The following is a 13,521-nucleotide window of genomic DNA, read 5'->3' as shown; positions in this document are numbered from 1 at the left end:
TTACCTGCCGCCACTATCGCAGATGCGCGGGCCGCGACACAGACATGTCCGTCACAACATCGTGCCTGCGCGACCAAAGTGCTAGCCGGCGACGCGTCGCATCACCGCTTCCAATGGGCCCCGCGCGAACCGCCAGGACCACAGCCACGCTGCGCCCGTGGCCAGCATCAGGAACAATAATGCCCACAGCAGCACCGACGCGAGCGACGCGCTGCCATCAAGCAGGCCCAGGCCTTCCAGCGTGCCCATGCCCAGCAGGATATGGCCGACGTACAGGGTCAGGGTCATGCGCCCGGCCGCGGTGAACGGTTCCAGCCAGTCACCCGGTCGTACACGCGTCAGCCACAGGCAGGCTGCAATGACACTGCAGGCCGCGCCCGCGCCTGTGAGTACGTAGGCCGGTCCCGGTGGCATCGGCTGCGTTCCCAGCCACGCCTGCCAGGGCGTTCCCTGCGCAAGCTGCTGCACGCCATGTCCAGCCACGATCAGCATCAGGCCCAGCACCAGCAGCGCGCGCTGGACCCGCGGTTGCGACAGTTGCAGCCGCGCCAGCAGCATGCCCAGCAGGAAGAAGCACAGCCACGGCAGCAGCGGATGGAACCCGTTGAACAGCAGGTTGCGGGCCGCGCCCGGCCATTGCCACAGACCGGCGTATTCCAGCGTCTGCCAGTTCCATCCCTGGCTGTAGTCCCAGTGCAGCAACGCCCAGAACGAACAGGCCGCGATCCCCACGATGCTGGCCAGCAACACCCGCGGCGAGGCCCGCAGCCACAGCACGGCCAGCGCGAAATACACCGCGTAGTAATGCAGGATATCGGCCGGGAACAGGGTCAGGTTGAGCAGGCCCAGCACCAGCAGGAACAGTGCGCGCCGCCAGGTCTGCACACTGGCCGGCCACCAACCCTGCCGATGCGTGCCCAGTACCAGGCCCAACCCGGCCAGCGTAACGAACGTCGCCGAAGCCTTGCCTTCCAGAAAGTGGAAGACGCCTGCCAACCATCCGGCGCCCTCTGCCGGCACGGCCATCGCCAGGCGGAAGTTGACCAGCACCATGCCGGCCAAGGCCAGGTAACGCGCCAGATCAACGCCGTGCAGTCGCCGGTCGACGGCGCTCATGCGCGTGCGCCCAGCAGCAGCGCAAGCAGGCCGAGATCCAGCGATGCCTGATCGGTGCCCCCGGCTTCGCCCAGCCCTCGGCGCAGGGCATCGCTTTCGATGGCATCCAGCAGCACCTGTGCCTGCAGTGCCGGGGCCAGCACGGGGCGCCGACGTTCGCGCCGTGCCACCTGCTGCAGGGCTTCGGCCAGCGTCGCCTGCAATTGCCTGCGATTGGCCGCAAATGCCTCGGCCACGGCCGGATTGCGTGCGCTCTCGGCCAGCACTTCGACGGCGAGCGTTGCCCACTCCGGTTGCCGGCACAGTGCGTGGAAGTCCTGAAGGAAAACCAGCACCCGTGCGCGCTCGCCATCGGACGCGGCCAGTCGCTGCAGCAACGGTGCCAGTTCCTCGCCTTCGGCCACGGCCACCGCAAGGATGATCGCCTCCTTGCCCGGGAAGTGGTTGTAGAGATTGCCGAGGCTGACGCCGGCCGCCTGCGCGATGTCACGCATGCTGGTCTGGTGGAAGCCCTTCACGAGGAAACACTGCAGGGCGGCCTGCAGGATCTGCGCGATGCGTTGCTCGTTGCGGTCGGTTCGGTTCATGCCACATATAGTGAACGAACGTTCGTCCATTTTTAAGGGCGCACGCATCCGCTGGCAGGGCACCGTTCAGCCCTGCCCTACGCTGCCCTGTGCGGTTTCAGAAGAACTCGTCGAGAAGACGGTAGAACGCCAGCCGCCGTTCGTCGGGCACAACGCCATAGCGCCGGAACAGCGGCGCGACCCAGCGCGTGTCGCCGAAGTTGTGGACCAGGCTGCGCGCGGCGAGCGCCAGATCCTGGTAGCGATCGGCCACACCCAGCCGGCCACAGTCGATGAAGCCGCTGAAACGGCCTTCGGCTGCCAAAAGGTTCGGCAGGCAGGCGTCGCCGTGGCTGACCACCAGATCCTCGTGATCGGGCCGGGTAGCGCGCAGTTCGGCGAACACCTGCTGTGCGCTCTGCCCCAGGCGCTCGTCATCGAAGTCATCGGCGTCGACCAGGCCCGCCTCGACCCGTGCCTGCGCGGCCTGCAGGCGCGAGGCCAGCCGCTGGTCGAACGGACAGGCCGCCACCGGTATGGCATGCAGGCCCCGCAGCGCATCGGCCAGCAGTTCCACCAGGCGCTGGGGCGGAAGCTCAGGCGACGAGGCCAGGTCGCGGCCGGGCAGCGCGCTCATCAGCAACCAGCGCCGGCCCGCTTCTTCGGCGGTGGCAGTTACCGTTGGTGCCGGCTGGCCCTGCGCCTGCAGCCAGCGCAGGCGCGCGATCTCATCGCCCAGCTCACTGAAGGCATCGATCACTTCCGATTTCAGGAAGGCATCAGCCTGTCCCGGGCGATGCACACGGGCGACGTCTGCGCGCGATACGCCGATCGACTGTCGCTCGATGCGCGCATCGGCCAATGTTTCCCGCCACGCCCACGGCAGCGGCATGCCATCAGTGAAAGGATCGGGTACTTCCATGCGGGGATGTTCCTGTTGCCGGTGACCCCACGGATTCTCGCTCATCCTGCACGGACCCCGGCCAACAGCAGCGCGGAAAGGTACATGCCTGCGCCGAACACGCTGTGTGCCACCAGGCTGCGCAGCCGCGCCTTGCCAGGCGCCGGGGTCTTCGAAGCGGCAATGCCGGCGCCCATGCCCGGCTGCAGGATGAAGAACGGCGCGGCAACGCTGAGAACGCCGAAGGCCAGCGCCGGCCGCAGGGTCGGTGCCTGCACCCAACCGTTCCCGACCACGGCCAGCAACACCGCGGCGAAGACCACACCGATCACGTAATGCGCGGTCCAGCCCAGCGCGCGTTCGCCGGCCACCGGCAGCGAACGACCAATGCCCTCATGGCGGAAGCGCCCAGGCCGCAGGTGGCCGAGCCAGCGGCCGACCATCGCAAAATCCAGCGACGGAATGCCGAGCAGCCTGCGCTGCAGCAACGCCCACAGATCCATCAGCGCGGTCGCGCCGACGCCGATCACTACCGCATCGATCACCAATGTCGTCGCCCAGCCACTCATTCCGCTTACCTTCAATTATTTGCTTGAATGATAGAGCGATGCTAGCGTGCCCGGCATGAACGCTGCAACCGAGCTGCCACCGTCCGCGCTGGAAGCGCTGGCCGAGATCGCCCGCACCCTGGGCCACCCGCACCGCCTGGCCCTGCTGGAGCACATCGCCCAGGGCGAGCGTGCGGTCGAGCGCCTGGCCGAACTGAGCGGCCTGTCGGTGGCCAATACGTCCCAGCACCTGCAGCAGCTGCGTCGTGCCGGCCTGGTGCAGACCCGCCGTGACGGCAAGCGCATCCTCTACCGCAGCGCTGACGGCCCACTAGCCAACCTGCTGGCCGCGCTGCGCGACTATGCCGACCACCAGCGCAGCGAAATGCAGGGCGTCCTCACCGACAGCCTGCTGCGCCGCGATGCACTGGAAGGGCTGACCGTCGAGCAGCTGCTGGAGCAACGCGACAGCGTGGTACTGCTGGACGTGCGGCCGCGCGAGGAATTCGATCTGGGCCACCTGCCCGGCGCGCTGAACATTCCCGCTACGGAACTGCACGCGCGGATGGACGAACTGCCGCGCGCCGTCCACATTGTCGCGTACTGCCGCGGGCCCTACTGCGTGCTGTCCAACGATGCAGTGATGATGCTGCGCGAAGCCGGCCTCAGCGCGCAGCGACTGGCCGCCGGCTATCCCGAATGGAAGGCCGCAGGCCTGCAGGTTGAACTGCCCCGACACTGAGCGAACCGTTTGTCATGGATGATGCGATTTCCCCGTTGATCGATGCTGCCTGGCAGCGCGTGTTCGCCGGCCAGCGCACGTTGCAGCAGGGGCCGCAGCTGCACCTGGCGTGCAGCGATGATGTCGATGAGGGTGAGGACGGCATGCTGTTACAGCCGGTCGCGGGCCCCGCCCGAGCGCTGTTGCGTCCTGCCCTGGCCGCTCGCCTGCAACTGCGTGCGCAACCGCACTGGACACTGGCGCAGCTGCAACAGCGCTTGCAGCAGCTCGGCCAGCATACGCACGGCGCGGATCGTGTCTTCTACTTCCCCACCGCAACACTCGCCGCCCTCGCCGAACACCCTGCCCCACCACATATCCGCCGCCTCGGCGCGACCGACGCGGCAGCGTTCAACGCGTTCCAGGCCACCGCCAGCGAGGACGATCTCGATGCCGCATGGGTCGAGCTGGATCACTGGCAGGTGTTCGGTGCCTTCGACGGCGAGCGCCTGGTCGCTGCGGGAAGCATGTACCCCTGGAGCCTGGATCCAGCCTTCGCCGATATGGGCGTACTGACCCTGCCCGAGGCCCGCGGTCGCGGTCACGCGCGACAGCTGGTACACGCCATGGCCGTGTCCGCGCGGGCGTCCGGGCTGCAGCCGCAATACCGTTGCCAGCTCGACAACACCGCCTCGATCATCACCGCCGGACGCAGCGGCCTGCGCGCGTTCGCCGATTGGGACACCATTCTGGCGGCCGACTGAGGCCGCCGCAGCACAACAAGGAAGCCACATGAAATTGATGGTCATCGGCGCCAGCAGGGGCCTCGGTCGAGCGTTCGTCGAAGGCCTGTGCAGTGCGGGCGACACCGTCATCGGCGTTTCGCGCAGCCGCCCGCACGACCTCGAATGCCCCGAGGGCGTCACCCTGCAGTGGATCGAAGCGGATCTGTCCCAGCCCACCCTTGCTGCCAATCACATCGCAGCGCAGGCGCCGGCCGATCTGGATGTGCTCATCCACAACCTGGGCATCTGGGAAGAGACGGCCTTCAGCGACGGGTACGCCTTCCTCGACGAAAGCGATGCCGCGCTTGCCCAGCTGGTCGACGTCAACATCACCGCCACCCTGGTGCTGCTGCGGCGCCTGCTGCCGAGGGTACTGGGCGCAGCACGTCCACAGCTGGTGCTGACCGGCTCGACCTCGGCGCTGCCGCGCAGCGGCCGCCCGGAAGTGGCGTTCGGCGCATCCAAGTTCGCGCTCAACGGCATCGCCGATGCGCTGCGCGAAGGCTTCCGGGATCGGCGCCTGGCGGTAACCAGTCTGCAGCTGGGCTACCTCAACACCGACGATGCACTGTCAGTGCCGGTAGCGGACGCCGCAGCGCGCGGCGACGGCGCACTGGTGCCGGTCCATGATGTCGTGGCGATCGTACGCGCCCTGCTGCAGCTGTCACCGTCCTCCTTCGTGCGCGAACTGGTGCTGCCCGCCATCGCCGACCCGCGCTACTGACCGCAGGGACCTTGGCCTGCCCCTTGGTGGCCGCACAGGCGCCTGTGGTTTACCCTGCTCGTCACTGGCCGTCGGTCACAGGCGGGAACCTGCTATGGATGCGCTTTCACGGGTCTCGGCCCAGGTCCTGGACAGCGCCCTGCCCAGCCTGCCGCTGTACCTGCTGCAGGCCACGGCGGTGATCGGCATGATCGGCGTGCTGCTGATCGCCACCCGTCGCGCCGGGCACGCCATTGAAGGACGGCGCCTGTATGTCGGCATAGCGCTGGGCCTGATCTACCTGTTCAATTCCTGGTTCGTGGCCCGTTACACCCAGGGTGTGGTCAAGCTGCACCTCGGCTTCGACATCCTGCTGGTCAGTGGCCTGCTCGGTGGCTGGCGCGGCGGCTTGGCCTGCCTGGCCGCCGCCCTGCTCGCCCGCTACCAGTTCGTCGGCACCCAGTTCTTCCTGCCTGCCAGCCTCGAGGCCGTGTTGCAGATGGTGGCCGGCGTCTGGCTGCGCAGGCGCCTGCACCCGCGCATGCTCAACGAACTCTCACCACGCATGATCCTGCAGGCGTGGTCCGTGCGTATCGGGATGACCGCCCTGGGCCTGGCGCTGGGTGTGGCGATCATTGGGGCCGATCAATTACCGGTGGCCGAACTGGCGATCCAGCGTGTGCTGGCACTGCCGGTCTCGCTGCTCGTACTCGGCGCAGTGTTCGCACTGGTCTACAACGATGCCCAGATCGATGCGCAGCGCCAGCGCGAACAGGCGTGGCTGCGCATCGATCCGATCAGCGGCCTGCCCAACATGCGTGCGCTCGGTGAACGCCTGCAGCGGTACTGGCGCGACAACGACGGCATCGGCAAGGCCTGCCTGATCGTGGCCGAGATGGGCAACCTGCGCGATCTGCGCCTGCGCTACGGGCCATTGCAGGACAACGGCCTGTGGCAGCGCGATACACCGGCCGACGTCCACCGGTTGCTGCCATCGCTGGCAGTGGACGACGTGGAGGTCTACCAGTTCGGTGATGCCGCGCTGGCGATCCTGGTGCGCGGCATGACCTTGTCCGAACTGCGCATACAACCGCAGATCACCGAGCTGGCCAGCAACCTGGCCGATCGGGTCGGCCGCGATTGGCCTGGCTTCCGGCCACTGTTCCGCTGTGCGGTGGTTGAATTGAAGCCCCCCGTTGATGCCGACGAAGGACATCTTCCGTTCCGCGCGATCACCGTGGCACTGAGCGCGATCGAATCCGGCGTCGTGTTCTTCGACGACCCGATCCAGCGCGACGGCGAGATCGACGCCCTGATCGAAGTCGCCCTCGAACGCTGGCTGCAGCAGGGCGACGCACCGCTGTGCTACCAGCCCAAGCATCGCCTGCAGGACCGCCAGCTGGTGGGCGCCGAAGCGCTGCTGCGCATGCGCGATGGCGAAGGCCGGCCGATTGCACCGATGCGGGTGATCTCGCTGCTGCGCCGGCAGGGCCGGCTGGCAGACCTGGAATGGGCCACGCTGCAGTCGGCGGTGCACTTCCTGCAGCACTGCCGGCAGGACGGCGCGGCGCTGACCATCGCAGTCAATGTGTCAGCCGAATCCCTGCGCCTGCCCGACTTCGGCCTGCGCCTGCAGGAACTGCTGCAGCTGCGCGACATCCCCGGCGCGATGCTGCGCCTGGAAATCGTCGAGTGGACCGAAATCGTCGAGCGCGATGTGGTCGATGCCAACATCGCACAGCTGATGGCCGCCGGAGTCACCCTGTCGCTGGATGATTTCGGCGCGGGCTATTCGACCCTGATCCTGCTTTCGCAGCTGGCCATCGCCGAGGTCAAGATCGAGCAGGCGTTGATCGCCACGCTGTCCGACGCCAAGTCGCAGTCGATCGTTCGCTTCATCGTCGAAGTCGCGCACCGCTGCGGCGCGATCGTGGTGGCCGAGGGGACCGAAACCCTGGCGCAGGAACAGCACCTGCGCGCGCTGGGCGTGGATGTCGGCCAGGGCTATCTGTACTCGGCGGCGCTGCCGGCCGACGAGTTCCGCCGCTTCGCCGCCAGCTAGACCGCGTAGAAACCCAGGAACATGGCCACCGCCGATTCGGCCACGCGTGCACGCTCCTGTGCGCTCAACGGTGCCTGCCCCATCGTCACCTGCGGCCAGAACGCAAAGCTCTTCACCAGCCCATGCAGCTGGTGGCCGGCGAATTCCGGATCAACCTCTCGCAACCGGCCATCGGCGATCGCTGCGCGGATCCACGCACTCTCGCCACTTTCCTTCTCGCCCATGCGGCAGACGATGGCCTGCGCCCGCTCCGGTGAGTGGATGACCTCGGCCAGCGCCACCCGTGCCAGGTCGATGAAGTTGGCATCGCTGAGCAGTTCCAGCTTCTGGCCCAGCAACTGCAGCAGCTGCGCCTGCAACGGCTGGTCCGCGCGATACGGCAGTGCGTCGCTGGCCACGCTGCGTTCCCACAGCTCCTCCAGGATCATCGAAAACAGCGCTTCCTTGCTCGGGAAGTGGTTGTAGACGGTGCGCTTGGAGACCCCGGCCACCTCGGCGATGCGGTCCATGCTGGTCGCCTCGTAGCCCGATGCACGGAACTCCTCCACCGCCGCGCGCACGATGTCCTCGCGTTTGCGGTCGGTCAGGCGTTGTGGGGCACGGGGCATGGCGGAGACCGGATAGCTGAACGGACGCCACCATTTTACACCCAGTAGTGTACTTTTGAAAAATGCGAAACTACACTGTGCAGTGTACCCAGCGGACGTCACCCATGAAGCGCCTGCTCCTTGTCCTCCTGCTTGGAATCCTCGCCGTGACCGCCTACACCTTCTGCAAGTCCTGGTCCCTCCCCGACTTCCCCGATTCGCCGCAGTACCGCGACGGCAAGTTCCGCAATGCCCTGCCCCGTCCGGCGATGGGCCTGCGCGACGGGGCGGAGATCTGGTGGACGTTCCTGTTCAACAAGCCCAAGGGGACCGTGCCCGCCCACCCGATTCCGGTGCAGCCGCTGGATCGCGCCTCCCTGGATGCTGCGCCGGATCGCAGCCTGTTCCGGCTTGGGCACTCCACGATCCTGCTGAAGCTGCGTGGCCAGTACTGGCTGACCGACCCGGTGTTCTCCGAGCGCGCCTCACCAGTGCAGTGGATGGGGCCGGCGCGCTTCCACGCACCGCCGATCAGCATCGACGAACTGCCGCCCATCGCCGGCGTGATCCTCTCGCACAACCACTATGACCATCTCGACCATGCCGCGGTAATGCAGCTGGCCGGCAAGACCGCGCGCTTCATCGCACCGCTCGGCGTCGGCGACCAGCTGATTGCATGGGGTGTGGACGCCAGCAAGGTGGAACAGCTGGACTGGTGGCAGTCGACTGAAGCCAGTGGCCTGCGCTTGACCGCGACCCCGGGCCAGCACTTCTCCGGCCGCGGGCTGGGTGACAGCGACCGCAGCCTGTGGGCGTCATGGGTGATCCAGGACGGCGACTTCCGCATCTTCTTCAGCGGCGACACCGGCTACTTCGATGGCTTCAAGGCCATCGGCGAGAAGTACGGACCGTTCGACCTGACCATGATCGAGACCGGCGCCTACGATCCGCGCTGGGCGTTCGTGCACATGCAGCCGGAACAGACCCTGCAGGCGCACCTGGACCTGCGCGGAAAGTGGCTGCTGCCGATCCACAACGGCACCTTCGACCTGGCCCTGCACGCATGGCAGCAGCCGTTCGAGCGCATCACGGCATTGGCGGCCGCAAAGAACGTGCCGGTGGCCACGCCGATGATGGGCGAAGCACTGGACATGCAGGCGCCGCAGGCGGGTACGCGATGGTGGGAGACGGTGGAGCTTTAGCGGGGGATGCCGTTTGACCTGCCGGAAGCCATGTAGAGCCGAGCCATGCTCGGCTGCGTCAACCACGGAAGCGGCCTGCGGCGCTGCAGTGCGTCATGTAACCGATTACATCCCTTGCTAGCGTAGCGCTCGCCCGACTCCGGTCGAACCTGCGAGGCTGTCTGTAATGACGTTGCGCGCCGAACGCTCCAAGGTCTCCCGCTCAGCTATCCCATGGCGATCTGCCGCCGCCCTGCTGTTGGCCGCCCTGGCCTCCAACGCACAGGCACAGACCCTCCCCCCGCGCAACCAATGGCAGGCCAGCAGTTCCTCGCAGCAGGTACCGGCGATGGCGATCGGCCACCTGATCGACGGCGACCCGAAGACCGTCACCGGCGGCGCCTTCAGTCCGGGCCACTGGTTCCAGATCGATCTGGGCGCGCCCACCCTGCTGGCCGGTGCGCGCCTTACCTGGGATGTCTCCAACCCGGAAGGCTATTCACTGCAGACCTCGCTGGACGGCACGCAGTGGCAGGCCGCGTACACGATGGCCGATTCGCTGGGCGACGTGGAAACGCTGTACTTCGCGCCGCGGCAGGCACGCTACCTGCGGCTGGCCAGCCCGCAGCGCACCTCCGATTGGGGCGTGTCGATCTTCGAGATGGAGCCACTGGACAGCACGCTCAGCGCACGCATCAGCGGTATCGATGCAACGCAGGCAGCGGCGCTCTGGCAAGGCGGCGGCACCGTCGCGATGCCGGCCGGGGCAAATGGATCCCATACGTTCGAGATCACGCTGCCGCGGGCCCAATCAACGGCTGGCCTGGTCGTCGACTGGGCCGATGGCGCGCGCGGCGCCGCGCGACTGCAGGTGCAGGATGCACAGGGCCGTTGGCAGGACCTCGCACACGATGCACAAGCGGCCAATCATCGACAAAGCTGGCTGGCCGCCACTGCAGCACAACCCTTACGTACATTCCGCCTGAGCGTGGACGGCGCTGCACCGCAGATCGCGCGCCTGCGCCTGCTCGGCCCGAAAGCCGTGATGACGCCGATGAAGCGCTACCAGATCGCTGCCAGCGGCGCGCAGCGCGCGTTGTTCCCGGCGTCGTTGCAGATGCAGCAGACCTATTGGACCGCAGTGGGCGTGCATGCGGGCCGGCAGAAGTCGATCTTCGACGAATACGGCAATCTGGAAGCCTTCAAGGGCGCGCCACTGGTGCAGCCGATCTGGCGAAGTGCTGACGGCCGCGCCGCTGGCGCGGCAGGACAGCCGATACAGCACGCGCTGCGGGATGGCTGGAAGCCGATGCCCTCCGCTACGTGGTCACCGCAGCCCGGGCTGGAGTTGCGCAGCGAGGTATTCGCCATCGAGCGCAACGGCCAGCCGGTAACGTTCCTGCGTCATCGCCTGCACAACACCGGAAAAACCCGGATCGACGGCACGCTCAGCTTGGTCGTGCGCCCGATGCAGATGAACCCGCCATGGCAGAACGGCGGGCTGTCGCCGATCCGCGATGTGGCCATCGACAGGCAATCCGTGCGCATCAATGGCCGCACGCTGCTGCAGTCGCTCACGCCAGTGGCTGCGTCCGGCGCGGCGCCGTTCGGCAGGGATGGCGCCACGGAAATCACCGCGGACATCGCTGCCGGCCAACTGCCTTCCGCGCAACAGGCGCATGATGACCAGGGTCTTGCCTCGGCTGCGTTGGACTACCGCGTCTCGTTGGCGCCGGGAACCAGCGATGCCATCGTGGTCGCGTTCCCGTTGGGCACCGCCGCCGCGGATGCCAATGGCGTGCTGCCCGAAGCGCCTGCGCTGTATCTGGCCACGCTTCGCGATGCCAATGCGGCGTTCGATTCACTGGCCACGCAGGCGTCCGCGGACTGGCAGGCACGGCTGGGCCAGGTCGGCCTGCGCCTGCCCGACCCATCACTGGTGGACATGCTGCGCGCGCAGGCCGCCTACATGCTGATCAACCAGACCGGCCCGGCGATGCAGCCCGGCCCGCGCAACTACAACCGCTCCTTCATCCGCGACGGCATGGCCACCTCGGCCGTGCTGCTGCGCATGGGCGAGGCCAAGGTCGCGCGCGACTACCTGGCCTGGTACAGCGAACACGGCGTACATGCCAACGGCCTGGTCTCGCCGATCCTCAATGACGATGGCAGCGTCAACACCGGCTTCGGTTCGGACATCGAGTACGACAGCCAGGGCCAGTACGTGGCGCTGGTCGCCGACGTTGCACGGCTGGATGGCGGACCCGAGTCGGTGCGTGACTACCTGCCGAAGGTGAAGGCCGCGCTGCACTTCCTGCAGGAACTGCGCGAGCGCACGCTGGTGCCCGGTTACAAGGCTGACCAGCCTGCCCCGGAACGCTTTGCGGGCATCCTTGCACCATCGATCAGCCATGAGGGCTATCCATCACCCACCCACAGCTATTGGGATGACTACTGGGGCCTGAAGGGGTGGCACGACGGCGCGTGGCTGGCCGAGGCGCTGGGCGACCACGAAACCGCCCGTTGGGCGCGCGAGCAGTACAAAGCGCTGTACGACGCATTGCGTGCCTCGATCCGCGCAACGATGGCGTGGAAGGGCATCGACTTCATTCCGTCATCGGCCGATCTTGGCGATGGTGACCCCACGGGCGTGTCGATCGCCCTGGACCCGACCGGCGCGCAGAGCGTGTTGCCGGCAGATGCGTTGCGGACCACCTTCGCCCGCTACCTGGAAGACGTGCGCAAGCGCAGCCAGCCCGGTGCGCTGTATGCCTACACGCCGTACGAGATCCGCAACGTGCTGAGCTATGTGCACCTGGGCCAGCCAGACGTGGCTGACGAGCTGCTGCAGGGCCTGCTTCATGACCGGCGCCCGCTTGAATGGCAGGTACTGGCCGAAGTAGTGCATTCACGGCTGCGCTTCCCGCGCTACCTCGGCGACATGCCGCATACCTGGATCGGCGCCGAATACGGCCGCACCCTGTTCGGCATGCTGATGCGCGAAGACGATGATGCGCTCTCGCTGCTGCCGGGCACACCGCCCTCGTGGGTGGCGGGGAATGGATTGGCGGTGGAACGCCTGCCGACGGCGTATGGCACGTTGCAGATGCAGGCGCGGCAGCGCGACGGAGTGCTGAGGGTGGGGCTTGGCAAAGGGCTGCGCGGCGGAACGGCGGTGAAGGTCTGGTGGCCGGCGCGCACGATGCCGAAGACGGTGCGTGTGGACGGACGCAGCGTTTCCGACTTCGACGCCGAGGGCGTGCGCCTGGCGAAACCGTTCAGAACGCTGGAGGCGCGTTGGTAAAGCAGCCGAGCATGGCTCGGCTCTACAAAAGCGGAGGTCGCGCCGGGCCACGCCCGGTGTCATTGCAACGTCGGCAATCCCGGCGGGTTGGTCTGCGACTGCGGCACGGCTTCCTCGGCCACGTTCCACCGTTTCAGCGCCTGCGCGTAGGTGCCACTGGCGATCTGGGTGTTCAGCGCCTGCGTCACTGCATCAGCCAGGCCGCTGCCCTTGCGCGTGGTCACCGAGATCGCCGCAGCGTTCGGCCAGCCACCGGGGAACAGGCCGACGCGCCGCACCTTACCGTCGCGTGCGGAATAGGCGCCGGTGGCGTTGGGCTCGAACGACACATCGGCACGGCCGGTGATCACCGCCAGCCGCCCGACCACGGCGTCATCGAAGTACTGGTACTCCACCGGTTTCAATCCCGCCGCGATGTTCTGCTGGTCCCACTGCCGCAGGATCTGGTCCTGGTTGGTGCTGGCACCCACCACCACCTTCAGCCCGGCCACATCGGCCGGCTTCTCGATCTTCTGGATCGGCCCATCAGTGCGCGTGTAGATGCCCAGCAGGTCGAAACGGTAGCTGGAGAAATCGAACTTCTTCTTGCGCTCTTCGGTAACCGTCACGTTCGACAGCACCGCATCGTACTTGCCTGATTCCAGACCCAGCGGCCAGTCGGCCCAGGCCACCGGCACGATCACCAGCTTCAGGCCCAGCGCATCGGCGATCAGGCGCGCGATGTCGGGCTCGATGCCCACAACGTCCTTGCTGTCGGCCCCGTAGTCGGCCAGCGGCAGCTGCCCTGGATGGGTGGCCACGGTGAAGGACCCGGGCGTGACGAAGCGATACCCCTTGGGGATCAATGACTGCGCCTCTGGATCGAACGTGCCTTTCAACACCGCCGTGTTCGCACCGGCCAGGCTGGTCGCGGCCACGGTGCCGGCATCCGGTGCCTGCCGCACGCGCGAATAGACGATACCGGTGATGCCGATGACCAGCACGCCCACGATCAACAGGGTGCTGCGTGAGGGACGACGCGGTGCTGCAGGGCTCATGGTGTTCCTT

At 67.2% G+C, this 13,521-nt stretch carries 12 protein-coding genes; 6 read left to right on the top strand and 6 right to left on the bottom strand.

Annotation, left to right across the window (positions count from 1 at the left end; translation table 11 throughout):
- Positions 1-81: 81 nt before the first annotated feature.
- The 4 genes from ACT6SE_RS08920 to ACT6SE_RS08905 all read right to left on the bottom strand — a co-directional run bounded on the left by ACT6SE_RS08920 (position 82) and on the right by ACT6SE_RS08905 (position 3,152).
- The gene (locus tag ACT6SE_RS08920; RefSeq protein ID WP_046430305.1) at positions 82-1,116 is read right to left on the bottom strand and encodes a DUF418 domain-containing protein; all 1,035 of its coding nucleotides are present in this window, start codon (positions 1,114-1,116) and stop codon (positions 82-84) included.
- Entirely contained in the window at positions 1,113-1,703 is a 591-nt protein-coding gene (locus ACT6SE_RS08915; RefSeq protein WP_046430303.1) for a TetR/AcrR family transcriptional regulator, read from the bottom strand. Before ACT6SE_RS08915 ends, ACT6SE_RS08920 begins: the two co-directional genes overlap by 4 nt.
- Positions 1,704-1,800: 97 nt before the next feature.
- Positions 1,801-2,604: an APH(3')-II family aminoglycoside O-phosphotransferase gene (locus ACT6SE_RS08910; RefSeq protein WP_046430302.1), complete on the bottom strand. Its 804-nt coding sequence runs from the start codon at positions 2,602-2,604 to the stop codon at positions 1,801-1,803.
- A 41-nt stretch (positions 2,605-2,645) separates the two neighbouring features.
- Complete coding sequence (locus ACT6SE_RS08905; protein WP_046430299.1) at positions 2,646-3,152, bottom strand: DUF2938 domain-containing protein; 507 nt, start codon at positions 3,150-3,152, stop codon at positions 2,646-2,648.
- A gap of 55 nt (positions 3,153-3,207) precedes the next feature.
- Between ACT6SE_RS08905 and ACT6SE_RS08900 the strand changes: the two genes are divergently transcribed.
- The 4 genes from ACT6SE_RS08900 to ACT6SE_RS08885 all read left to right on the top strand — a co-directional run bounded on the left by ACT6SE_RS08900 (position 3,208) and on the right by ACT6SE_RS08885 (position 7,402).
- A complete protein-coding gene (locus ACT6SE_RS08900; protein ID WP_046430297.1) occupies positions 3,208-3,873 on the top strand; it encodes an ArsR/SmtB family transcription factor in 666 nt (221 codons plus the stop codon).
- Positions 3,874-3,887: 14 nt separating this feature from the next.
- The gene (locus tag ACT6SE_RS08895) at positions 3,888-4,616 is read left to right on the top strand and encodes a GNAT family N-acetyltransferase (RefSeq protein ID WP_046430294.1); all 729 of its coding nucleotides are present in this window, start codon (positions 3,888-3,890) and stop codon (positions 4,614-4,616) included.
- A gap of 28 nt (positions 4,617-4,644) precedes the next feature.
- Positions 4,645-5,361 (top strand): SDR family NAD(P)-dependent oxidoreductase, encoded by a 717-nt coding sequence (locus tag ACT6SE_RS08890; protein ID WP_444811141.1) that lies wholly within the window; start codon positions 4,645-4,647, stop codon positions 5,359-5,361.
- A gap of 94 nt (positions 5,362-5,455) precedes the next feature.
- Positions 5,456-7,402: an EAL domain-containing protein gene (locus ACT6SE_RS08885; protein ID WP_046430290.1), complete on the top strand. Its 1,947-nt coding sequence runs from the start codon at positions 5,456-5,458 to the stop codon at positions 7,400-7,402.
- Here the strand turns inward: ACT6SE_RS08885 and ACT6SE_RS08880 are convergent.
- Positions 7,399-8,010 carry a TetR/AcrR family transcriptional regulator gene (locus tag ACT6SE_RS08880; RefSeq protein WP_046430289.1) on the bottom strand — a complete coding sequence of 204 codons (612 nt, stop codon included), beginning with the start codon at positions 8,008-8,010 and terminating at the stop codon, positions 7,399-7,401. The genes ACT6SE_RS08885 and ACT6SE_RS08880 overlap by 4 nt on opposite strands.
- A gap of 104 nt (positions 8,011-8,114) precedes the next feature.
- Here ACT6SE_RS08880 and ACT6SE_RS08875 point away from each other — a divergent pair, with 104 nt between their 5' ends.
- Complete coding sequence (locus ACT6SE_RS08875) at positions 8,115-9,191, top strand: MBL fold metallo-hydrolase (protein WP_032960001.1); 1,077 nt, start codon at positions 8,115-8,117, stop codon at positions 9,189-9,191.
- Positions 9,192-9,357: 166 nt separating this feature from the next.
- Positions 9,358-12,474, top strand: a complete 3,117-nt coding sequence (locus ACT6SE_RS08870) for a discoidin domain-containing protein (protein ID WP_088375557.1) — start codon at positions 9,358-9,360, stop codon at positions 12,472-12,474.
- Positions 12,475-12,533: 59 nt separating this feature from the next.
- Here the strand turns inward: ACT6SE_RS08870 and ACT6SE_RS08865 are convergent, their stop codons facing one another.
- Entirely contained in the window at positions 12,534-13,511 is a 978-nt protein-coding gene (locus tag ACT6SE_RS08865; RefSeq protein WP_046430286.1) for an ABC transporter substrate-binding protein, read from the bottom strand.
- Between the last annotated feature and the right edge of the window lie 10 nt (positions 13,512-13,521).

The sequence above is a fragment of the Stenotrophomonas sp. LC732 genome (genome assembly GCF_052446685.1).
GTDB classification, from domain to species: domain Bacteria; phylum Pseudomonadota; class Gammaproteobacteria; order Xanthomonadales; family Xanthomonadaceae; genus Stenotrophomonas; species Stenotrophomonas muris.
The sequence above is the reverse complement of the archived record's forward strand: the minus strand, read 5'-3'. Positions and strand labels throughout refer to the sequence as shown.

Coding starts and splice junctions, on each gene's coding strand:
- ACT6SE_RS08920 (WP_046430305.1), bottom strand. CDS start 1,116: ATGAGCGCCGTCGACCGGCGACTGCACGGCGTTGATCTGGCGCGTTAC.
- ACT6SE_RS08915 (WP_046430303.1), bottom strand. CDS start 1,703: ATGAACCGAACCGACCGCAACGAGCAACGCATCGCGCAGATCCTGCAG.
- ACT6SE_RS08910 (WP_046430302.1), bottom strand. CDS start 2,604: ATGGAAGTACCCGATCCTTTCACTGATGGCATGCCGCTGCCGTGGGCG.
- ACT6SE_RS08905 (WP_046430299.1), bottom strand. CDS start 3,152: ATGAGTGGCTGGGCGACGACATTGGTGATCGATGCGGTAGTGATCGGC.
- ACT6SE_RS08900 (WP_046430297.1), top strand. CDS start 3,208: ATGAACGCTGCAACCGAGCTGCCACCGTCCGCGCTGGAAGCGCTGGCC.
- ACT6SE_RS08895 (WP_046430294.1), top strand. CDS start 3,888: ATGGATGATGCGATTTCCCCGTTGATCGATGCTGCCTGGCAGCGCGTG.
- ACT6SE_RS08890 (WP_444811141.1), top strand. CDS start 4,645: ATGAAATTGATGGTCATCGGCGCCAGCAGGGGCCTCGGTCGAGCGTTC.
- ACT6SE_RS08885 (WP_046430290.1), top strand. CDS start 5,456: ATGGATGCGCTTTCACGGGTCTCGGCCCAGGTCCTGGACAGCGCCCTG.
- ACT6SE_RS08880 (WP_046430289.1), bottom strand. CDS start 8,010: ATGCCCCGTGCCCCACAACGCCTGACCGACCGCAAACGCGAGGACATC.
- ACT6SE_RS08875 (WP_032960001.1), top strand. CDS start 8,115: ATGAAGCGCCTGCTCCTTGTCCTCCTGCTTGGAATCCTCGCCGTGACC.
- ACT6SE_RS08870 (WP_088375557.1), top strand. CDS start 9,358: ATGACGTTGCGCGCCGAACGCTCCAAGGTCTCCCGCTCAGCTATCCCA.
- ACT6SE_RS08865 (WP_046430286.1), bottom strand. CDS start 13,511: ATGAGCCCTGCAGCACCGCGTCGTCCCTCACGCAGCACCCTGTTGATC.